Annotated in this window: 27 protein-coding genes and 2 pseudogenes; 4 read left to right on the forward strand and 25 right to left on the reverse strand. The window is 52.8% G+C overall.

Annotation, left to right across the window (positions count from 1 at the left end; genetic code table 11):
• Positions 1-52: 52 nt before the first annotated feature.
• The 14 genes and pseudogenes from ABNV41_RS08595 to ABNV41_RS08660 all read right to left on the reverse strand — a co-directional run bounded on the left by ABNV41_RS08595 (position 53) and on the right by ABNV41_RS08660 (position 8,636).
• The gene (locus ABNV41_RS08595) at positions 53-592 is read right to left on the reverse strand and encodes a hypothetical protein (RefSeq protein ID WP_050819313.1); all 540 of its coding nucleotides are present in this window, start codon (positions 590-592) and stop codon (positions 53-55) included.
• 43 nt (positions 593-635) lie between these two features.
• Positions 636-1,137 (reverse strand): annotated as a pseudogene (locus tag ABNV41_RS08600) (hypothetical protein); the annotation flags it as partial.
• A 21-nt stretch (positions 1,138-1,158) separates the two neighbouring features.
• The gene (locus tag ABNV41_RS08605) at positions 1,159-2,010 is read right to left on the reverse strand and encodes a hypothetical protein (protein WP_050819312.1); all 852 of its coding nucleotides are present in this window, start codon (positions 2,008-2,010) and stop codon (positions 1,159-1,161) included.
• Positions 2,010-2,180, reverse strand: a pseudogene (locus ABNV41_RS08610) (hypothetical protein); the annotation flags it as partial. The pseudogene ABNV41_RS08610 and the gene ABNV41_RS08605, both read right to left, overlap by 1 nt.
• Before the next feature lie 574 nt (positions 2,181-2,754).
• Positions 2,755-2,955, reverse strand: coding sequence for a hypothetical protein (locus tag ABNV41_RS08615; protein ID WP_349934548.1), 201 nt, complete (start codon positions 2,953-2,955; stop codon positions 2,755-2,757).
• Position 2,956: 1 nt separating this feature from the next.
• Positions 2,957-3,337, reverse strand: coding sequence for a hypothetical protein (locus tag ABNV41_RS08620; RefSeq protein ID WP_349934549.1), 381 nt, complete (start codon positions 3,335-3,337; stop codon positions 2,957-2,959).
• On the reverse strand, positions 3,334-3,702 hold the full coding sequence (locus ABNV41_RS08625; protein ID WP_349934550.1) for a hypothetical protein: 369 nt from the start codon (positions 3,700-3,702) through the stop codon (positions 3,334-3,336). The genes ABNV41_RS08620 and ABNV41_RS08625 overlap by 4 nt, the downstream gene beginning before the upstream one ends.
• The gene (locus ABNV41_RS08630) at positions 3,695-3,826 is read right to left on the reverse strand and encodes a hypothetical protein (RefSeq protein ID WP_349934551.1); all 132 of its coding nucleotides are present in this window, start codon (positions 3,824-3,826) and stop codon (positions 3,695-3,697) included. The genes ABNV41_RS08625 and ABNV41_RS08630 overlap by 8 nt, the downstream gene beginning before the upstream one ends.
• 102 nt (positions 3,827-3,928) lie before the next feature.
• Positions 3,929-4,417 (reverse strand): hypothetical protein, encoded by a 489-nt coding sequence (locus tag ABNV41_RS08635; RefSeq protein ID WP_349934553.1) that lies wholly within the window; start codon positions 4,415-4,417, stop codon positions 3,929-3,931.
• Positions 4,414-4,950 carry a hypothetical protein gene (locus ABNV41_RS08640; RefSeq protein ID WP_230844517.1) on the reverse strand — a complete coding sequence of 179 codons (537 nt, stop codon included), beginning with the start codon at positions 4,948-4,950 and terminating at the stop codon, positions 4,414-4,416. The genes ABNV41_RS08635 and ABNV41_RS08640 overlap by 4 nt, the downstream gene beginning before the upstream one ends.
• A gap of 22 nt (positions 4,951-4,972) precedes the next feature.
• Positions 4,973-6,412, reverse strand: a complete 1,440-nt coding sequence (locus ABNV41_RS08645; RefSeq protein WP_349935100.1) for a CotH kinase family protein — start codon at positions 6,410-6,412, stop codon at positions 4,973-4,975.
• A 1-nt stretch (position 6,413) separates the two neighbouring features.
• Positions 6,414-6,827: a hypothetical protein gene (locus ABNV41_RS08650; RefSeq protein ID WP_349934554.1), complete on the reverse strand. Its 414-nt coding sequence runs from the start codon at positions 6,825-6,827 to the stop codon at positions 6,414-6,416.
• Positions 6,824-7,906, reverse strand: coding sequence for a tail fiber domain-containing protein (locus tag ABNV41_RS08655; protein ID WP_349934555.1), 1,083 nt, complete (start codon positions 7,904-7,906; stop codon positions 6,824-6,826). The genes ABNV41_RS08650 and ABNV41_RS08655 overlap by 4 nt, the downstream gene beginning before the upstream one ends.
• A gap of 7 nt (positions 7,907-7,913) precedes the next feature.
• Entirely contained in the window at positions 7,914-8,636 is a 723-nt protein-coding gene (locus ABNV41_RS08660; RefSeq protein ID WP_349934556.1) for a hypothetical protein, read from the reverse strand.
• 449 nt (positions 8,637-9,085) lie between these two features.
• Here ABNV41_RS08660 and ABNV41_RS08665 point away from each other — a divergent pair.
• A protein-coding gene (locus tag ABNV41_RS08665; RefSeq protein ID WP_087651418.1) for an IS5 family transposase occupies positions 9,086-9,840 on the forward strand; the annotation gives its coding sequence in 2 pieces (ribosomal slippage) (positions 9,086-9,425 and positions 9,425-9,840; 756 coding nt in all).
• On the opposite strand, the gene ABNV41_RS08670 is transcribed toward ABNV41_RS08665, so the two are convergent.
• From ABNV41_RS08670 to ABNV41_RS08715, 10 genes are all read right to left on the reverse strand, one after another.
• Positions 9,833-10,177: a hypothetical protein gene (locus ABNV41_RS08670; protein WP_349934557.1), complete on the reverse strand. Its 345-nt coding sequence runs from the start codon at positions 10,175-10,177 to the stop codon at positions 9,833-9,835. The two genes, ABNV41_RS08665 and ABNV41_RS08670, sit on opposite strands and share 8 nt — an antisense overlap.
• Complete coding sequence (locus ABNV41_RS08675; RefSeq protein ID WP_349934558.1) at positions 10,174-11,397, reverse strand: hypothetical protein; 1,224 nt, start codon at positions 11,395-11,397, stop codon at positions 10,174-10,176. The genes ABNV41_RS08670 and ABNV41_RS08675 overlap by 4 nt, the downstream gene beginning before the upstream one ends.
• A complete protein-coding gene (locus ABNV41_RS08680) occupies positions 11,394-11,963 on the reverse strand; it encodes a DUF2612 domain-containing protein (protein ID WP_349934559.1) in 570 nt (189 codons plus the stop codon). The genes ABNV41_RS08675 and ABNV41_RS08680 overlap by 4 nt, the downstream gene beginning before the upstream one ends.
• Complete coding sequence (locus ABNV41_RS08685; RefSeq protein WP_349934560.1) at positions 11,960-13,195, reverse strand: baseplate J/gp47 family protein; 1,236 nt, start codon at positions 13,193-13,195, stop codon at positions 11,960-11,962. Before ABNV41_RS08685 ends, ABNV41_RS08680 begins: the two co-directional genes overlap by 4 nt.
• On the reverse strand, positions 13,182-13,514 hold the full coding sequence (locus ABNV41_RS08690) for a hypothetical protein (RefSeq protein WP_197687327.1): 333 nt from the start codon (positions 13,512-13,514) through the stop codon (positions 13,182-13,184). Before ABNV41_RS08690 ends, ABNV41_RS08685 begins: the two co-directional genes overlap by 14 nt.
• 17 nt (positions 13,515-13,531) lie before the next feature.
• Positions 13,532-14,167, reverse strand: a complete 636-nt coding sequence (locus ABNV41_RS08695) for a Gp138 family membrane-puncturing spike protein (RefSeq protein WP_087651833.1) — start codon at positions 14,165-14,167, stop codon at positions 13,532-13,534.
• Positions 14,167-15,219, reverse strand: a complete 1,053-nt coding sequence (locus tag ABNV41_RS08700; RefSeq protein WP_087651832.1) for a baseplate hub protein — start codon at positions 15,217-15,219, stop codon at positions 14,167-14,169. Before ABNV41_RS08700 ends, ABNV41_RS08695 begins: the two co-directional genes overlap by 1 nt.
• A 104-nt stretch (positions 15,220-15,323) precedes the next feature.
• Entirely contained in the window at positions 15,324-15,515 is a 192-nt protein-coding gene (locus ABNV41_RS08705; RefSeq protein WP_349934561.1) for a hypothetical protein, read from the reverse strand.
• Between the two features lie 50 nt (positions 15,516-15,565).
• The gene (locus tag ABNV41_RS08710; protein WP_349934562.1) at positions 15,566-16,390 is read right to left on the reverse strand and encodes an antA/AntB antirepressor family protein; all 825 of its coding nucleotides are present in this window, start codon (positions 16,388-16,390) and stop codon (positions 15,566-15,568) included.
• Entirely contained in the window at positions 16,387-16,716 is a 330-nt protein-coding gene (locus ABNV41_RS08715; protein WP_349934563.1) for a hypothetical protein, read from the reverse strand. Before ABNV41_RS08715 ends, ABNV41_RS08710 begins: the two co-directional genes overlap by 4 nt.
• 292 nt (positions 16,717-17,008) lie before the next feature.
• Between ABNV41_RS08715 and ABNV41_RS08720 the strand changes: the two genes are divergently transcribed.
• Positions 17,009-17,350, forward strand: a complete 342-nt coding sequence (locus ABNV41_RS08720; protein ID WP_349934564.1) for an Arc family DNA-binding protein — start codon at positions 17,009-17,011, stop codon at positions 17,348-17,350.
• On the forward strand, positions 17,347-17,649 hold the full coding sequence (locus tag ABNV41_RS08725; RefSeq protein ID WP_349935101.1) for an Arc family DNA-binding protein: 303 nt from the start codon (positions 17,347-17,349) through the stop codon (positions 17,647-17,649). Before ABNV41_RS08720 ends, ABNV41_RS08725 begins: the two co-directional genes overlap by 4 nt.
• A gap of 40 nt (positions 17,650-17,689) precedes the next feature.
• Here ABNV41_RS08725 and ABNV41_RS08730 read toward each other — a convergent pair whose 3' ends face one another.
• Complete coding sequence (locus tag ABNV41_RS08730; RefSeq protein WP_349934565.1) at positions 17,690-18,124, reverse strand: hypothetical protein; 435 nt, start codon at positions 18,122-18,124, stop codon at positions 17,690-17,692.
• 101 nt (positions 18,125-18,225) lie between these two features.
• Between ABNV41_RS08730 and ABNV41_RS08735 the strand changes: the two genes are divergently transcribed.
• A complete protein-coding gene (locus ABNV41_RS08735) occupies positions 18,226-18,705 on the forward strand; it encodes a hypothetical protein (RefSeq protein WP_349934566.1) in 480 nt (159 codons plus the stop codon).
• The last annotated feature ends 62 nt before the right edge of the window (positions 18,706-18,767 follow it).

Consider the following 18,767-nt stretch of genomic DNA (forward strand, 5'->3'; position numbering starts at 1 on the left):
GAGCCAGTGCGGGTGCATTGGCTCCTTTTTTTCTTGCGTGCGTGCCTGCGGTTCAGCCCTGCAAAACTTCCTTTTCCGTGCGTGCATTTTTACGCCTTCCGGCCTTTTTAGCCTGCTCTGCACGGCGGAATGTGGCCTCCAGCGCGGCAAGCTGCTCCAGCACCAGGGCACATTGCGCCGCAATCTTGCGCTGGGCAGAGCTGCTGGAAATATTGGGGAACAACGCCTCCCCCATTGCGCGGAAGGAAAGATCATCCACCAGCATCATGCGCAAACGCTGGTGCGCACACAGGCCCAGCGCATCGCGCACCGCCGTAATGCGCGCCATGGCCTTGGCCCGCACCATCTGCCAGGATACGGCATCATGCCGCACGCTTTGCCCCTGCGGCGCTGGGGTGGTGTGTTCCAGATAATCAAAATACCCAAACACATAGTTGCGGCACCATCGCTCTGCGGCATCGGCGGCCTCCTGCGTAATATCCCCCGCTTGTAGCAACCCCTGCACCGTGCGGCGCGGCCTGTTAAGCGTGGCCTGCGCCATAAGGCCAGCGGGGGCGGATGTTGTGGGCTGGGCTGCGGCCTGTGTTTTCATGTGTGTTCCGTGTTTTTAAGGGTGTTTGCAAAATGTGGGTGGGTTATGGCGTGCGCGTGTGCAGCCCCAGCAGGGCCTTGCAACCGTGGGCATCGCGCCAGATGGTGTTGGCAAAAGGCAGCAGCACAGCCCGCAATTCTGCCGGAGCAGGCCAGCGCGCGCCCACCGGGTAACCATTGCGCGCAGGCTGCCGCGCCCATGCCAAACGCGCCTGCGGGCACCACGCCCCGGCAGGCATATCAGCACACACTTCATAAATGGCGCGGCACTGCGCTGCGGCATCGGCCGCCCCCGGTGGGTTGGAAACCAACTGCCCCAGCTTTTTTCAGCCACGCCGCCACAATGGGTTGGCTTACCGGCTGCATGGCCAGTTGCACGCGCTGCCAGCACGCCTGCACCTGTGCCTCCATATTGGGGGGCATATCTTGCGCGGTTAACGCCACACCCTCACGCCTTGCGGCAAACAGGTCCTGTATATCGGGCGGCGCAGGCGTGTAGCCTCCGCCGTGGGGTGGGTGCGTTACGGCACGCGCCCCCTGCGCCTGCATGGGGTAAGGGTGCGGCACTTACACGCCCTCCACATCCGGCACGCCTTCCCACGCGGCCATACGGCGAGCGTGCTGGCTGGTGGGTTCTTCTGGCGCGGGGCGCATCTGCAACTGGGTGCGCAGGGTGGCATCTATCCACGCCACGGGTTCTGCGGGGTTAAAGCGGGCACATTCGGCCAGCACGTTCAGCACCACGGCGGCATCATCCCCCGTCAGCTTCAGCCAGCGGCCCAGAATGGCCCGGGCGGAACGATCTGGCCTGCCGGTAGCCTTTTTCAAAAACGCCAGACCAGATTTGAACAGATGCGTGCGCGCATCCGTGTCCGGCCCGAACTTGGTGAGGGGATGTTCTGCTTCTGCTTCTGTTTCTGTTTCTGCCTCTGCTTCTTGGAGCATAACCTTGGCTTCGGGTGGGGGTGTTATCCCCTGCCCTGCCTTGGTTGCGGGGGCATCGGGCTTAAGCTGCGGGTTGCCCCCGGTGCGGCCCCATGCGGCCCCGGCATCGGATGCTGCGCGGTCTCGCACCAGGCGGCGAGAATACGGCACCCCCTCCGCCGTGGTGGCATACACGCCGGCATCTTGCAGTTCTGCCATATAGCGGCGCACCTGCTGGGGGCCTACGCCCACCATCTGGGCAATCTGGCGCGGGTGCAGGGGTTTGCCGTTTACACATAAATGGCCGTAGGGCTCGGCCTCGTGCATCAGGCATAGCAGGCGCATCCACAAACCTTGAGCTGCCAAGCTGCACAACCGCAAGGCGGGGTCTCGCTCATGATCCTGCCACCAGAACTTGGACCACCTGCGCCGCGTGCTGGCGGGTGTGGCTGCGGGTGTTGCGGGAGATGAGGCTGAGGCAGCAGAACGGGGCATTAGGCGGCACCTCCGTTCCACAGCAGGGCTTGGGCAAGGGCGGCTTCATCCTGCTGCCATGTGGTGGTGGGGGGGGGGGTGTGTGGCGCGGGTTGCCAGTGTTCCAGCCCTTTCCAGAGCCCCCGCATGGCAATGGGGTGGCCTACGGGCAGGGGTTCGGGGTCCCGCACCGTTCCCGAATGGTCTTAATATTTGGCAGTTTTCTGCGGGTCTTTGGAGCGGTTTTACACAAGGGCGGTTTTTGTTTTACATCCCGCCTTTGGGATATTTCCCTTGTACCCATCCCCAAGCCGTACTAGAAGCATGGGGTGATATCGTACCATCGCTTTCACATACTTTCCTGATGTTGAGATTAGGGGCCTCGACTTCTGGATAAAGTCATTTCCGGGAACGCTCGGTCGGGGACGGAAACGTAACGCCGGTAAAACTGAGGGCCGCCGCTAGACGGTAGCAGGAAATGCAGAGGGATCTGGACGGCGCGGCCTTAGTCGCGTGGCATATCTCGCAGCTGGTGGAAGCCCGGCACCTCATGTTAATTTGTCGATCAGTTTTTAACGACAAGAAGCTTTGATGTTAACGAAACGCCGTTTTGTTAACATGAAGACCGGAGCTATTCGGTGTTGCCCCTGATATTCCGCCAAAAACTGGAATGTTCGCGCAGCACGCTGTCTATCCAGACAAAAAGGACGATGGCGAAGGTAACTCCCCCGCCACCCAAAACCATCCCGCACTCAAAGTCCGGCGTCATGCGGACTGGATAGCCGCGTTGTCAGCCTTGCACTTGGCAAAGATGGCCTGAATATCCGCCACACTCGGCCCGGTTTTGCTCTTGGACTGTTCGATGGCCTGCTTCACCGTTTCGTACACTTCCGGCCCGTATCTCTCGGCCAGACCTGCAACGGTGGTCACTACACCAAGGATAGCGCTGGTTTCTGCTGCATTCATGTTACTTGCTCCCGCCAATAGCTGCACAGGCATCCGGCGTGGTGCCGGTTTTCAGGCCTGCCCAGCAGGTTTCGAATGATGCGAAGTCTGTCTGCAGTGCGGATACTGCCGTCTGCGTAATGCTATCTCCGCCCTCGATAGAGGTTTCCAGAGACTGGATTTCATTGAACACAGACTGACTGGCACGCTTGGCAATGGCCTTCTGTGTGTCGGTCAGCGTTACGCCCGGCACCTTCCCCGCCATTACATCCGGCATCGGGGTGGCCAACACATGGTAGGCGCTGTCCGTATCGAAAACAGCCTGGTTCAGTTTGGCCTGCTTTGTCGTACCGCAGGCAGCAAGGAGAGGCAGTAGCCCCAGAGCGAGAAGTGCTTTCTTCATTTCGTATCGTCTTTCGGAATGGTCACAACAGAACCGGGTCCAGCTTTGGGCGGTTCAGATTTGGAGGACGCTGCGCCTCGCAGCATGACGGCTGCGTTGGCTGCGTACTTCCAGTTAAGAGCAAGGAAGTTGATGATCCGGTACACCAGCCATAGCTTGCCGGACTGATTGGCTGGAAGTGGGATCAGAGTTGCCGCAAATCCTGCTGAGGCAAATACAGCGCAGGCATAAAGCACCCACGTTGCTTCTGGCTGCGGCAGCGCAGCAATAAGCGTGGGCATAGACAAGCCCGCGGCAACGGCCTTTGCTGTCTGTGCCAGAACTGCAGAGCGTTTTGGCGCTACGGGGATGGGTGCGTCAGTCATGTGCCATGCCGCCGCGCAAGCTGGGTGGGAGTGTGTTTACATCCACAACCTCAATCATGAGATTTCCGTTCGGGCTGCGATGCACGTCTTTCCGCAGATCTTCGCGCATTTCTTCCGCCATCATGCGCGCAATCCTGCGCAGTTCGTTTTCGGTGTAAAACCCCATAGGTTTCCTTTCTGAGTAATCGCCATGCCAACTGGCGCATAAGAGGCAGGAGAACCCGCCTCATGCATTGATGGCCTGCTGGAATAGGGAGACGTTTGCGCTGGCATTCGCCAGCCCAAGCGCCGTGTTGTAGTGCTGCTTGTGATAGGCACTGAGGGCTGCTGCATCTGTGGCCGAGGGCAATGGTTCAGGTGTGCGCAGGTATTGCACTCTGCACATGCAGGCTGAATAAGCCCTGTTCTGTACAAGGTTTTCTGCTCCAGGCAGACCAGTCAAACTGCTTGCCGCCAGAACGCGGTTAGCAAGATCGGGTCGGTAACGCAGAAAGTTCCGCCAGATATCATCGTGTGTTCTGGGTTCCATCTGGAACCAGCCCAGCGCAGGTCCGTTGATTTGCCGGTCATGGATAAACCCACTTTCGACAAGCCCTGTTCCTGTCACCAGATTAACTGCTGCTTCACCACTAAGGTTGATAGCTTCCAATGCTGGAAGAATAGTCAGGTGCTTGATGACAGAAAGGTTTGCTCCCCACACATATTTAGCAGTCATGCCGCCTCCATTTTGCGCGGGGGAAGAATGAACTGTGTCGCCTGCGACTGGGGTGCCGGTTGTGCAGGTGCATGTTTCCGATGCAGGAATTGTACGTTCCCGAACGCATAATCATCCCATGTCTGACTGGACAAAAGCGTTGCGCCAACAGCAGCAAGCACACCTACCAGGAAGCCAGCAATGGCAGTCCAGTATTTAATCTTCGCTGCAGCAGCGTTCGCATCAGCCTCGGATTTCTGCGCACGCGCCGCATCGGTCTGGGCCTGCAAAAGCTTTTGCTGTTCAATACGGTTACGCTCCTGCTGCGCTCCGTTCTGGGCTGCTAGTTGTTGCGAAAATACAGTGAGAGCTGCACGGTTTTGCGCTGATTCCTGCGCCCAATTTCTTTCTCGTTCCTGCCCTTGCGCTTCAATAGAAATCAAGCGTTCCAACATGGAACTTTGCCCAGACTTGAGAGATCCCAGATCATCTTCAACCTCATCCAGGCGCCGACCATGGCTGTACACAATTTCGCGCAGGTCACCATCAGTCACGCAGGGGGTTCCCGCGCTCTGTTCATCTGTCATTATTTTGTCCGAGAAAAACGGGCTGCCCGCTTATAGGCAGCCCATGCGGGTATGCGCCGCTATATCCCCATTGTGCATCAATCCATGCAATACGGGTTTCCGCATAGTTCATGATATACGGGATAGACCATTTCCCCCCGGCTGCCATATTGGCCGGGGCACCTGTTGCACCCGTCAATGACCAGTTTGCAATATCCTGCACCATCATGGTCGGATCAATCAGATCTGACTGCTCCTTGATGAGACGGTTGATATTGGCTGCGGAAATAATGCCCGCATCTCGCAACTGCCGCCAACGCGCGCGCAGTTCCGGCTTGAACACTGTATGCGCCAATTTGAAAAAGCCGGGGTTCTGGCTGGTAATCAATGTAGCTTCATCCATAACCCAGCCAATTTGGTCAGCATCCGATTGGGTGCCGGTTAGCCCCCATACAAGCCCCCATGTTTCATCTTCATCATAGGGCCAGAAATACCAGATACCGGATGTAGAGGTGGCACCCCATGCCCCCAGCATGAAGTTGTTCTGCATACTGTCAAACGAACCCGCCACTTCACACAGCAGAACGTAATCAAGAAACGAATTGAGATCGAGATATTGGCGATAGGTTGCGCGTGCATCCACCGCTCCACTCACGCAATCCCCCATCCATTTTACGATACGTTGGCACGCGGCATTCACATCCGGCGCTGTGGTGGTGATATCGTCCTGATTTTTATACCCGGAAATGGATGGGGACTGGACGACCCATTCTGTGGATACAAAATTGCCGTTCCAGATATTCCCCGCGTGTTGCGGCTGAATGAGAATGTGTTGGTTGTTGGCATCATCCATTAGATAGTCAGGATTATCAGCGGGCGACCGCAACACATACAGACCCAGAAATGCACCATTCTGCCACAACTCAACCGGAAAACCGCGCGTGGTAAACAGGGCACCCGTATGTTCACCAAAATCCGTATCAACCCAATAAGCATAAGCAGATTTCGGTGCCAGCAGCCCTGATGGATATTTGTGCATTGCGCTCCAAAGCGCGGTTGTCATGCTATCCCGCACAAGCGTCCGGTCTGTGCCATACCCTTTCAGGGTAATGCTGGTCATGGGGAACCAACTGCCGATACGCACACCCAGCTTATTGCCAGTATCGGCGTTTTTCAGTTTCAGTTTCCAGTTGTGCTTGTTGGCATTGTCACTGGTCTGCCCCTGTGTCTGCCATGTCCCGGAAGCTGAAAACAGCGGGATTTTGCCTTCGAAAAACGTAACCGACATATTGGGGGTGGTGCTGGTTGTGGGCAGATCGCCTTCAACCAGAATACGCCACGGCGCGGAAGGAGCCGCAAGGGTAATATAATCCCATTGTTCAGAAGCATTGTCCGCACCAAGCTGAACAAGGCCACCGTTATCAATAAACCCTGTTGTGGGTTGTGCCACCTTAGCCAAAGATCAACCTCCCGTAATAACGGGATGCACCATCCCACATGATTTCCACACAGCAGACAGCGCCAATACGGCTGTCCACAAAGGCAGCACCTTCAGGCCAGATTACGTTATCAGGCCATGTAATTTCGCAATTACCGCCATAAGGCTGTTGGATAAGAACACGTATGATCTGCAATTCGCTAACGTTACCGCCTGATACAGATAGGGCGCAATTTTCGTTAGGCAGGATGCGATAGCCAATGTTGCCGCGGTTTGCGAAAGGCAGGTTACAGGACGCGCCGGGGTTTGCTTTGGTCAGCAACGGTGTGCCGCTTGTCACGGCATCCACAATCTGACCGCCGGAGAGGGTGTCGCCACCCGCTCCAGTTGCAACCCCTGCCGAAAAATCAAGCAGGGTTGACATCATGCACCTGCCTTGGCTTCAAGAGCCGCAACACGCGCTGTCAGAGCAGACAGGGCACTTTCCTGTGCCGTGATCTTAGCTTTTGCGGCCTCGAACAGCACGCACAGTATCTGTTCGTAACGCAGCATCTGCGTATAGACCTGATTGCCTTGGGCGTCTTTTTTAAGCGCTACAGTGCGTGTGGTGATAGGGTTACCGGAACTGTCCTTTTTACCAGTATCCACCTCGGTGGTTTCATACACAGGCGAATTTGTCCACAAGGCGTATTTTGCTGGGTCAAGACCTGCGTTCGTGATCGCTGCCTGCACCGTCTGGGCAATAAAGCCCGCATGCAAACGGGCGTTTGCAGCCCCTTTTTCAGCAATAGATGCATTAAGCTGGAACATCGTGGTATCCAGACCAAACAGGGCATCTGCCAGTTTCTGGCCGTCTGCGTAGGATGTATCGCCTAGAGAGCCAATAACTGTTTTCTGGTTAATATCAGATGTAACCTGTACAGCCGTTTTAGAGTAAATATTGCCCCAAGCATGATCTGCCATACCTAAGTTAGATACACCATCTACATTTGAGTGGAATGATGTACCATTAAAGGATTTATAAATAATAGCAGAACCAACACCCGTTCCCCAAACAACTTCCTTAAGAATAGTACCCGAGGTACGCCCGCTAATACTATACTGAATAATAATTTCTTCACAGTTTGGATCTTGTGAAGCAGTACCATCAGAATTAAGAATATAACCAAAATTAATCCATTGCTGAGTTGAGCAAGCAGGAGGAAATATAAACTGTGCATTTTGGTCTAGTTTAACTGTCCCGCCCGGCTTCATGTATGCAGTCTGTGGGATATATGTATTGCCCAGATCATTTATTGCATTCGTAGCTGCCTGTGCAGCAGTAACAGCGGATGAGGCAGTATCTGCGGCGGATGTTGCTGCACTTTGGGCAGATGCAACCGCAGTGGCATTATCTTCAACAGCCTTGCCCATATCTGCAAGGGTCTGGCTGGTTGTCCCGCCTGTAGCCGTTACAGAACAGGCAGAAAGATCAAGACCGGTAGGTGCGCCGTAAGTTGTAGCCATTGTAAAATTACTCCGAAACGGCGCATAGAACGCCGATGTTATTGATTGTGTTAGGGAAGAAAACGCTGCCGTCTGTCAGAACAATTCCGGTACCGGCATCAACAGACAGACCAGCAGGCAGAGATGAAGGATTGCTGACGTAAGACGCAGGCGCGACATACACATTCCCGTTCACGGTGAAATCTGATGGAACAGTGCCCGTAACGCTAGGCCGCGCCACCACTGCACCACCCAGAACAGTCAGGTAATCACCATCCTGCATGGTCGTAGCCATATCAGAAAGCGCAACATCACCTGATGCAGTCCGTACCTTTGCGCTTTCATCAAGTGTTAAAAGAGGCTTAAGCGTGGCTGCCTGCGTCTGCGTGGCTGGCTCAACGGTCAGCGCAGATTGCAAAGCCGTACCGTCTGTCAGTGCCAGATTGCCGTTTGCGTCCAAAGCAGCTACGCCGCCCGCTTTACCGCGTGCTGCGTTTACACCATTGGCTGCATTCTCGGTTGCCTGTTCTGCTTGGGCCGCTGCCGAAGCTGCTGCGGCTTGCGCTGCTTCAACTGCAGCAGTCAGGCCGATTGCTTCCGAAACACCCGCCGCTAAAACGGAAACAGGAATCTGTTCTGCTTGCGTCGTGCCACCTGATGTAACAACACCCACAAGTGTGTCCGTACCGGATACAGCACTCGCCTGCGGCAAGCTGCTGATCGGGGTTCCCGATTGAGTTGTGCCAGACAATGGCACCTCCTGATTATGCGATAAGAAGAACGTCCGTCCGGGTCTGAAAAATCTGGTTCAGAAGATCTGTACCGGATGGGGATGTTAAATGCGTGCCATCAGTTGACAGCAAGCGATCTAACGAAATCTGATTAGTGTGACTACTATCTAGGGACAGAATGGAATTGTCCGGCAGTCGCAATGCGTTGGGAGGTATAGGCGTTCCGTCTGAGAGCGTGGGAACGGGGGTGGCATCAGTCCCGCTAGAAAGAGCATTGACCGGCATATAAACGGATGCCGTAATCTGCCTGCCCGATAGCGTAGTAAGAACAATTTCTACGCTATACAGCGATGATGGGGTGCCCCCACCTACGGCGTGTCGTCAGTTAAGCCCTGAGAGTGGCACGTGAGGGTTGTACTTTGTGTCTGCGTGTGCTGACTGTTTTCCCATTTTTTGGGGAGACAGACAGATGCGGCGCTATAGTTTACGCGATGACCAGTGGGAGCGGATAAAGGATCTTCTTCCTGGTCGAGAAGGCTATGTCGGCGGCACTGCGGTGAACAACCGTCTGTTCGTGGAGGCGGTGCTGTATCGCTATCGCGCGGGTATTCCATGGCGCGACCTTCCTGCCCGTTTCGGTGACTGGAAAAACGTGCACCGGCGTCTGCGCCGCTGGTGTGAAAGCGGCGTCATCGAACGGATATTTCGTTATCTGGCCGCTGATTACGACAACGAATACATGATGATCGACAGCACAATTGTCCGAGCGCATCAGCATAGTGCCGGAGCTCTCAAAAAAGGGGCACGGATCAGGCCATCGGACGATCACGAGGCGGGCTAACTACAAAGATCCATGCCATCTGCGACGCTCTGGGCAATCCAGTGGAACTCGGCATCACACCGGGACAGGATGCCGATATCACCCAGGCAGAACCACTTCTGGAAAACATCGAACCGGATGCTTTCCTTGCTGACAAGGCGTATGACGCGGACAGGTTGATCGATCGGCTGATACAGCGCGGGATTACCCCGGTCATCCCGCCAAAACGCAACAGAACGACACGACGGAAAACCGATTTTTCTCTCTATCGCGAACGGAACCTTGTTGAGAGGTTCTTCAATAAACTCAAGCAGTTTCGCGCTATCGCAACCCGCTACGATAAACTGAAATCGACCTTCCTCGCAGCCGTGCAGTTCGCCTCAATCATCATCCTGCTTAACTGACGACACGCCGTAGCCAGATGACTGCATAAACCCTGCCACTTTCAGCATCCCGCATAATAGAAGACCAGCCGGGAGAGAGCACTACAAGAGCGCCATCACCATCACTTACCCAAGCCTGAACAGACGCAAGCGTATCATTCCCGGCACGAAGCCAAGCGGTGCAGTCTATGGCGTAATCTAGGTTGTCCGCACTTGCTTTTGCCACCCACGCAGGAGCGCCGTATGCGGATACGCCATCAGAACATACACATGGCAATGAGCCATTTCCCGCAAGCGTTACCGTACGCTGCGGGCTTACCGTCCATCCAGAGAATGGAAGATTATTGGGCGCGGTCATGCAGGTCCTACCGCCAAGAAATTAACGCTCGTTGATCCATTTGTCTGGATCCGAAACCCCGTTGCCGTCCACCCACCCAAAACAGAAACAGGACTATTACTGCCATTCGTTAATCCGTGACTAATAACGATTGTCGTGGGGACTCCCGAAAACGCTCGAGGAAACTTGATGTCGTGGACACCACTGCCGTCAACCGCGACAACAAAGTCCTGCATGATTTTGCCTGCCGCAAGACCAGATACCTTTTGGTTGATATTATTTTGCAGCGTAGTGTCAGCAGTTTCGCGGGCATTTGCCTCAGATGTAACGGCGTTTACGCGAGCCTGCGTTTCCGTCTGCACGTCCGCATACCACGCAAGATTACCGCCAGCACCATTGTTGTTATATGAGAAAAAAGGACGCCCCGCGCTTATCTGATAGACAAGAGACGTGCCCGATTGCTCGCCACCAATGCCGCCGTTGGCATTTTTCAGATAGCCGCCCAAATCAGACTGGAATGCGACCAACCCTTTCGGGGTTACAATGTTGCCGTTCCATGGGAAATACCATTGATACGTTGTACCCGCCGCATCATAACCTGTTAGGTTTAGGCCAGACTGATATGCTGCCCCATTCCCGTGAACATCAGTTACGCACCATGTCCCCCGGAAATATCCATTATTGGCCGGATTTCCGAATTCAAGGCCTTTGGTGAACACATATTCACCATTAGCTGGGTTATTATTGTTCCAGCCGCCGCCTACACCGCCCGCAATCCATGAGGAGTTGTTCAAAAGCCCGCTCATGGTATCGCCGGATTTTTTCACGTAGCCCGTAAATAGGCTCTGCCAACTGGCACCATTTGCGCCGGGCTGCGTTGTATTGTCGTCCGCTGTAGAAACCCAGAATACACCAACTGTTGATGGGTCTGCTGCTAATGCGCCCGATGGATATCCCCCAATGGCATTGGCAAAATCTTGCGTCCACTTGGGTATGTTCCCGGCCTGCAAAGCCTGAATGTATTGGGATAGTTTCTTCCCGATACCGTTGGCATCCTGCCCATATGGAGGCACGCCACCAGCAGAGCGGGCAATCATGGTTTCTGGAGGATACCCCAATTTCCACGATACGCGGCCATCTCCGCTAGACGCCTGCGTATCGGGAATATCCGTAACAGCAGAACTAGACGCGCCGGATGCAAACAGAGAGGTAATTACAGAAGGAAGTTCAGAGTATTTCACGATGCCACCTCGTATCCTACCGTCACGCCTGCGGGCGTAGGCAGAAGACCGTCAAGCTCGACTATGGATATTTGCAGATCGGACGGCGCGAATGAAAACACATACGTCATGGTTAGATCGCCATTATCGCGCACATAGACAGGGCCATCTGCTGAAAACAGAATGGTAAGAATATGATTGAGAGAGGATATGGAGCCGTCCGATATATTCGCCAAAGCCTTAGCAAATATTAGGGTACGAAACGCCTCATCGGTTAGGTTGGAACTGTTGGTATTGCCATTCCCAACATACCACGGAGCAGTATTCCACGGCTCTTCTGTAAGATCATCTGCCTCAGAAAAGCCCAGATATTTCCCAGACTGAATTTTAATAATGCGCGAAACACCAACAATTCTGCCCCATATATCCAGCCCGTATCCGGTAGCAGTTTCGATGTTCCAGACATTAACCAGCCATGCCGAGAAAAATGCACGCGGGTCAATGTCATCGTTCCAGTCATCCAGCAACCGCATCAGCGTTAGGCTATCGCGGTATTGCGTGATAACCGTCTGCCGATAATCTATCATGAGGATGCAACCGTAATATCTGCGCTGGAAAGCGTTGGTATCTGCGCGGCTGAGGCCGCAACATCATCCGCCCATGTTGTACCATCAAGCGATACCTTGATGTTTACAATCCGCACCCAACTGCCCAAGGCTGCAACCGCAGAATAGAAGATGGAGGCGTAAACGGTGCCCGCAATCTTTGTTTCTGCCGCGTTTTCAAAGGCAGATAGCACTGCCGATTGTATCTGGCTGGCATAATCCTGCGGCGTTAGAACGCTGGCAGATAGCGTAACCAGAACATGCACAGCCTGCGCTGCGGCGCGCGTAAAGGAGATGTTATAGCTAGGTGGCGTTGCATAACCATTCCCGCTATCCGTTACGGTAACGGTTGTGCTGCCCGTAGTGGGAATACCGGGCGGCTTCTTCTTCCATATGGCAGTGGCAACATCCGTATCAGATCCCCCGGATACGCACACATATATGCAGTGAGCGGGAATATCCACGCTGCCTACAGTCGCATCAGCAGCCGTATCGTTGGCATAGACATATGCATCTATAACGCCATCTACTGAGCGTACATTGGCTAGGATGGCGTCAACGGTTCCAACTGCGTTAAGCGCTACGCTTTCCGCGCGCCGGGCTTCAAACTCTGTAGCACTTTCCTCATCCGCTCCAACAACACCATCAGCGGGGTTGATGATTGCAGTCCATCCCGATACGCCAGAGGCGATTGTCGTGAGGGTTCCGGCAGCGCAGGCAATAGCGCCCGCAGTTTCATTCTGGAAATCAAGCGTAACTGTGCCATCGGCTCCAATCGTGCCGCCTGATGTGCAGGAATACGTGTATCCAGAACCATCTTGAGCGGTAGCGCCTGCGGGGATAACTGTGCCAGCAATACCAGAGCATACGCACGCAACAACGGTTGCTGTGGCTGATTTGCGTTCCAGAAAATAGATTTGCCCGATAGCGTCCTGTAAAGCGCCTGTTGCGTAGGTCGGGTCAACTCCGCGGTAAAACTGCGCCATCACCCCGTAGCAATCATTGATAATGGCGGAAACGGTGCTAGCAAGCTGCACATGGGGGCGCGATACCAGAAGGTTTCCGCTGCTATCGTAAAATGTCAGCCCCCCCGCAAAGGCATTATTGATATCGGCAATAACTCCCGTAAGAATTTCACTTTCAGACGGAATAGAAAGCCCCTGCGCAGTAAACGATGGCACGGGAACGGATGTGCTGCTTTCATATTGCGACATTATAAGTGACGCCCTTGGTTGTGGTAACAATTACAACGCCGCCCATCTTGCGGGCTGACCGGTTGATGGAAAGATTGCATTGAGCAGAAACCACGCCGGGAACACGTTTTGCTGCATCTTCTATCATAGAGGATATAGCTCCAGCCTGTGCCGGTTGCCCCAGTTCAACAGAGAAATGCGGGCATCCCTGCGATGGGTCATACCAGCCCTCCCCCTTGAACAGTTTGATCTCATTGGCGACTGCCTGAGCAATGTCATATCCGTCTGAGCAGGTCGCAATATTCCCGTTGGCATCTGCGATCAGATCCCAATTCGTCAATTCCAGAAATAATTCCATTATTCAGGCTTACTGGTTGTGCCGGGGGCGCTTGTCACTGAGTGCGTGTGGTCTTGCAGGCTGATATTCCCTGCCTTTACATCGCCGCTCGCTATCAGGTTACCAGAGATACCTACATCCCCATTGAACTGGCTCTTGGCGTTAATGGTGACGGTTTTTGGAGATGTGATGGCTATACCACCATCTGGCGTTGCCGATATGATATGCTCTGGCGTTGCGTCACTCCATAGCGTGCAGACATAAAATCCATCTTGCAGGGAATGGCTGCGCATGGTTGCGGGCGGCGCGGCCTTTTTCGTGGACTTCACACGGGATACGTCTCTGCTGGCAAACGCCACAAGTCCGATATCACCTACCGTAGGTGGGATATCCAGAACGGCACTCCCTCCACGCTGCAACCCATAGGGGACGCTGTAGATAACGCCATGCTCTTTGGGCTTATAGTCAGGCGTTACCTGCATAACCATTGGCTGCACATCTACCGTCTGCGCCGATGCATCCAGACTAATGACCTTACACGGCAGGCATGTGTTTACACTTTTGCGCAACATGCGTTGCACAAACCAGAACAGGGCGTTGTTGCCACTATTCTGAGCCTCTAGGCTCATAAACCCCCATGAACGGGTAACCGTCATTAATCGTTACCCTCTGGTGGTACGTATGTTTCGCCCGCAGGCGCACCTTGGAAGCTAGCTTTGATTTCCGTTTCCCACGGTCCGCCGGGCATTTGGCAGGAGAGGTGATGGGCGATATAGTAAATGCGGTATGTGCCCGTGGCGTTGGGAAAATCCGACTTCACATTAACAGGACCAAGATACTGAAAGTTCGGCCTGTAAATGGCGCGAAATACAATTCCGCTTCCATCAAAAGATGGATACCCAATCAAGCCATTGCGAGACGATACGGTAGAAACCACACCATCACGCGCAACGCCCGCCGCGCACACCGCCAGAACGCCATTATCTACAATGTAATCGCACGCGATATCCTCGCACAATTCGCGCACCTGGTCCCATAATGAGCCTGCATAGTATGGGTCATTCACAACGGCATCTACGCCATTGTTTTCAAATGTCAGGCCCATTTTTCTTGCCAGTTCCGCGAACAGATCAGCAGCCTTGGCCTCCCCCTTTATGGAGATAGGATCGGCTACCGTCAGGCGCGATGCATGCAGGGCATTGGCGATAATTGTAAGCGATGGCGTGGGCGTAGATGAAAAATCAGCCTCAGCCGCCAATAGTGTTCCGTAAAACACGCGCGATGCAGCCGTTTTGCGGAAATCCGCATCCGTTTGTGCGGTAGCTGTTGTTCTCTCGCTGGCAAACAGTTCAATATCTATGCCGCCAGAGCCACCCGCCGCGCTATCCGATGAATCGAAAACAAAAACACCCTTGTTTCCGTAACCTGCCAGCATAGCCATGATATCGTGGGGCAGATTGTAAACCTGCGCCTGCATGGTCACGCCGTCCACCATACCCAGCGCCACAACGGAAGCATTCATGGCAAAGCCAGACAGGGAAATCTGGTTAGCGCCATTTGGCAGCACTACGCTCTCAATCGCCCCAGCAACGCGGAAGTTGTTTTTCTGCAACCCCGGCGGCAACGTAATTTGCAGGGAAAGATTTTTCTTGGTGAATGGCTCGTTCCCATAATGCCGTTGGCCGTGAACCGTAATTGTTCCGCTCACGCGACACTCCACCAACAAAAAAGCCGCCCCAAAAAGGAGCGGCTAGATACACAACAGGCGACGATATACCGATATATGCCACAAACCTCGCTAGGGTACAAGGACTAAGCCAAAGCCGTCCGCTCCACACTAGCCCGATCCTCTTCCTCAAGATCGTGCCAGAGTTGGGTGATGGCTTTCGCGCCTTCTTTCAGAAATGCCATAAGTTCTGGCCGCGTTCTGCGGAAGTTGCACCTAACGGTTGGCGCTACCAGAGATGCGTTAAACAGGGCCTGCCCAATTTCTGTATCGCTCATCCTCACACCAGCGTTGCCACCCCCGAAAGGGTGGCTGGCCGTTACGGCGCTTACGCTGGTGTTTTCGTAAAAGGGGATGGTGCGGGCTCCAAACCCATTTCCTTCTGGTCTTTAACAGTCTTAGGCAAAAGGTGACGGCCCGCGCCAACGCCAAAATAGGCGTTTGCTACAACTTCATGGAAACAGAGCTTCCCCTCCTCCGCTGTTTGGCTGACCACATAGCCCATTCGGAAAGACAGACTCTTAAGGGCGCTCGATACCCTTTGCGACATGCCGCGCTTACGCTTCACCACGCCATAATGCTGCAACCATCCACGGGCCGTGCGGCTGCTTGTTACCGCCACACCTGCGGGGCGGACAGCAAGAACGCCATCGACTTTTTGCGAAAGCTGCTCGATCTTGGGTGTGATCTGCTTGTTAACGACGCTCTTCACCATACCGCCGAGGGCCTGCATCATGCGGCGTTCTATTTCCGCAACCGAGACAGAAGGTTGTGCAGAAAGCGCCTGCTGTTCGCGCCAGATGAAATACCGCCGAGCCAACCGGCCCTTCTCGTTGTTCTCGACCATGGAGAGTTCCTTGGCCATGTCGAGAGTAAGGCGGTATTCCTTGGTCTCCTGAGCCCTCGCTTTTGGGCTCGCCAAATCGGGCGAGCTCAAATCAGCATAGGATTCAAAATCCTGATGCTCAACGAATCCAAACCTACTGACGCGACCTTTGATCCAGTTCGAGAAATCTCGCCTCACTTGCAATCCTGTGTGAAGATCGCGGGCATTGACTGTCAGGGCGGAACGGTTCCCGATCATACCTTCTGCCGCAACGCAGATAGCGGCAATTTCAGCGAACTCTGCGGGGATGGGGAGATTTGCGCTCATGCTCGACCTCCTGTTTTAGACGCCCCGCGATATAGCTCTTCTAGGCGCATTTTTGCGGAGGCCAATACTTCATCGGAACGCTTTTTCGCTTCTTCTTCTGAGTGGCCGCGATCCAAACACCCAGCGAAGTGGTTTGCGGAAACTTTGGATGCGTAAAGAATGGCCTCGACCAAAGGCTGTTTTTGCTCTTTTGCAAACTCTGCGGCCAGATATCCCAATCCGTAAGGGGTGATTTTTGGCTCTCCATCTGAGCCGATATACATGGCCCCTTCTGGGCACTCAGAGCCGATTGTCCATTTCGGGTTATTTGTGCTATCATTCGTCATAGCGAATATATCCTATTCGTTCGTGATTGAGGCGTCAGACTGCTTTCCTACGGCGAGGTCTGACGCCTTTTCTTTTTCCATTTCCTGTCTGATCAAAAATACTACGTGAGCATTTATGCTCCTCTCTTGGTCTTTGGCCCTCAGGCGAATGAACTCCTTCAATTCAGGAGCTAAACGGACATGGATCATTGTATCACTTCGTGCCATATTCTCCCCTAACACCGTGTTACATTTTCTTGCCTATCACCGGGATATCATTGCCGTCAATATCATTGTGATATAATTTTGCTGCATGGCCAGACGTGATCCAATGATCCACCTAAGAGTTTCTGAAGAATTAAAGGACAGCCTTGAGCGCGAAGCAAAGGCCAATGGCCGATCTTTAAATTCTGAAGTCGTCACAAGAATAGAGTCGAGCTTCAATCCTTCCCTTGCTGAGCCGGGGAAGACAGAAATAGATATTAATAAGGCTCTTGTCTTAGCCCAAGCCATTCTGTCAGAGGATGAAAGAAGGCGATCTGGTTACGATGAAAATGAAGCGCATATGATTAATTTCTGGCGCAATCTAAGCCCTCGCAACCAAAAGCTACTTCTATCCTTATTCACGAGCAAACTTTTGACGGATGAAGACTGACTCCCCAACTAAAGCTGCGCCTCCCTGAAGATCTCAAAAAAAGAGTGGAAGAAGCATCTGCGGACAATCGCCGTTCTTTGAATGCCGAAATTGTACAAAGATTGGAATCTACTTTTTTCGCACCGCCCTTACGGAGAGAGTTAGAGAAATTTAAGGACGATCTTAAGCCTCGGGATCTATTTGAAGAAAATCTCATGGTCGCATGGCGCTGCCTTGACGAACCCAACAAAGAAGCCGTTCTTCAGATAGTAAAAGTTATGGCTGAATATGATTGCGGTATGAGGCGCGAAGATGATTAGATGCATCACGTATCATATACATTTATTTGTTTTTAAAATATTAATCACCTCTTAATACATTATCAACTCTATGTTTATTCAGGTCGTAAAAACATTGCAGAACCACTCTTTCCTTACCACCGTCTTCTGTAGGCAAAAATGCTTTATTATCTACTAAAACAGCATATCCAGATTTTTTAAAATTATTGTTTTTATACCAACTATCAAAATGCTTATGAAAACTACTTTCCCAGACAGGCGATCCATAATGCCCAAAATTGTCTAATTTTATATCACAATCCATTCTCGCTTTATCAATTTCTTCATTATAATTCATTAATTCGCTAATATCTTTGCAGGCATGCCAATCCTTTATGCATGGATGGGCAACTAATTTTTCTGCATTTCTTTTATTATCATCTTGTATTGATGTGTAAATCTGAAATGATTTATACCCAACAAAAGCTATAAATAAAATAACAATAAAGCGTAACATCTCAATCCCCTGTATGATTCTTATCGAGGATTATCACTTTCTAGACCCTGACTCCACAACCCCTCCCCGTACGGGCAAACTCTACGGGAAGGGAGATTCGAATGAATAGTTTTCGTGAACAATGGCTGGATGTTTTGAGAAGAATGCAGCCCTACGGAATGGACTATATTGCCGATATCAATGTGTTTAGTGGTGTAGATAGAGAGGCCTTATTCCGGGCATTATCTTATCTTGATGCTCACGGTTACATTCAAAACCACTGCCAGCAGATGATGGATAATGGTTGGACTTGGGGTGGAGCTCAACTTACGGCCACCGGACTTGATTATCTTAGTGAAGACGGCGGCCTGACTGCCGAAGAAAAAATCATCACAGTCAAATTGGATGAAGACACAATCAAAGCCCTGATATGCAGTGCTGTTGAGCGATCTTCTGCCCCAGATGCAGAAAAAACCACCCTCAAGCAGCGCATAAAATCTATGGGAACTGCGGCCCTGAAAGATTTAATACCTGATTTGATTTCGAAGGGCATTGAGAACGCACCTGACTTAATTCAGTGGCTCGAAACAAACCTCTGCTGACATTTTCGCCTTCAAAGGAGATTACTCCAGAGAAAGAAAATTTTGCCGTGAATTCCTGTTCG

Source organism: Acetobacter sp. A11-2 (assembly GCF_040208445.1).
Classification (GTDB): Bacteria; Pseudomonadota; Alphaproteobacteria; order Acetobacterales; family Acetobacteraceae; genus Acetobacter; species Acetobacter oryzoeni.

Excerpts from the sequence above, each read along its gene's own strand:
- ABNV41_RS08625 (WP_349934550.1), bottom strand. The coding sequence starts at position 3,702 with ATGACTGACGCACCCATCCCCGTAGCGCCAAAACGCTCTGCAGTTCTG.
- ABNV41_RS08620 (WP_349934549.1), bottom strand. The coding sequence starts at position 3,337 with ATGAAGAAAGCACTTCTCGCTCTGGGGCTACTGCCTCTCCTTGCTGCC.
- ABNV41_RS08615 (WP_349934548.1), bottom strand. The coding sequence starts at position 2,955 with ATGAATGCAGCAGAAACCAGCGCTATCCTTGGTGTAGTGACCACCGTT.
- ABNV41_RS08655 (WP_349934555.1), bottom strand. The coding sequence starts at position 7,906 with ATGGCTACAACTTACGGCGCACCTACCGGTCTTGATCTTTCTGCCTGT.
- ABNV41_RS08705 (WP_349934561.1), bottom strand. The coding sequence starts at position 15,515 with ATGAGCGATACAGAAATTGGGCAGGCCCTGTTTAACGCATCTCTGGTA.
- ABNV41_RS08710 (WP_349934562.1), bottom strand. The coding sequence starts at position 16,390 with ATGAGCGCAAATCTCCCCATCCCCGCAGAGTTCGCTGAAATTGCCGCT.
- ABNV41_RS08720 (WP_349934564.1), top strand. The coding sequence starts at position 17,009 with ATGGCCAGACGTGATCCAATGATCCACCTAAGAGTTTCTGAAGAATTA.
- ABNV41_RS08595 (WP_050819313.1), bottom strand. The coding sequence starts at position 592 with ATGAAAACACAGGCCGCAGCCCAGCCCACAACATCCGCCCCCGCTGGC.
- ABNV41_RS08695 (WP_087651833.1), bottom strand. The coding sequence starts at position 14,167 with ATGACGGTTACCCGTTCATGGGGGTTTATGAGCCTAGAGGCTCAGAAT.
- ABNV41_RS08715 (WP_349934563.1), bottom strand. The coding sequence starts at position 16,716 with ATGACGAATGATAGCACAAATAACCCGAAATGGACAATCGGCTCTGAG.
- ABNV41_RS08605 (WP_050819312.1), bottom strand. The coding sequence starts at position 2,010 with ATGCCCCGTTCTGCTGCCTCAGCCTCATCTCCCGCAACACCCGCAGCC.
- ABNV41_RS08685 (WP_349934560.1), bottom strand. The coding sequence starts at position 13,195 with ATGTCGCAATATGAAAGCAGCACATCCGTTCCCGTGCCATCGTTTACT.
- ABNV41_RS08730 (WP_349934565.1), bottom strand. The coding sequence starts at position 18,124 with ATGTTACGCTTTATTGTTATTTTATTTATAGCTTTTGTTGGGTATAAA.
- ABNV41_RS08650 (WP_349934554.1), bottom strand. The coding sequence starts at position 6,827 with ATGATGTCAACCCTGCTTGATTTTTCGGCAGGGGTTGCAACTGGAGCG.
- ABNV41_RS08635 (WP_349934553.1), bottom strand. The coding sequence starts at position 4,417 with ATGACTGCTAAATATGTGTGGGGAGCAAACCTTTCTGTCATCAAGCAC.
- ABNV41_RS08670 (WP_349934557.1), bottom strand. The coding sequence starts at position 10,177 with ATGACCGCGCCCAATAATCTTCCATTCTCTGGATGGACGGTAAGCCCG.
- ABNV41_RS08735 (WP_349934566.1), top strand. The coding sequence starts at position 18,226 with ATGAATAGTTTTCGTGAACAATGGCTGGATGTTTTGAGAAGAATGCAG.
- ABNV41_RS08630 (WP_349934551.1), bottom strand. The coding sequence starts at position 3,826 with ATGATGGCGGAAGAAATGCGCGAAGATCTGCGGAAAGACGTGCATCGC.
- ABNV41_RS08680 (WP_349934559.1), bottom strand. The coding sequence starts at position 11,963 with ATGATAGATTATCGGCAGACGGTTATCACGCAATACCGCGATAGCCTA.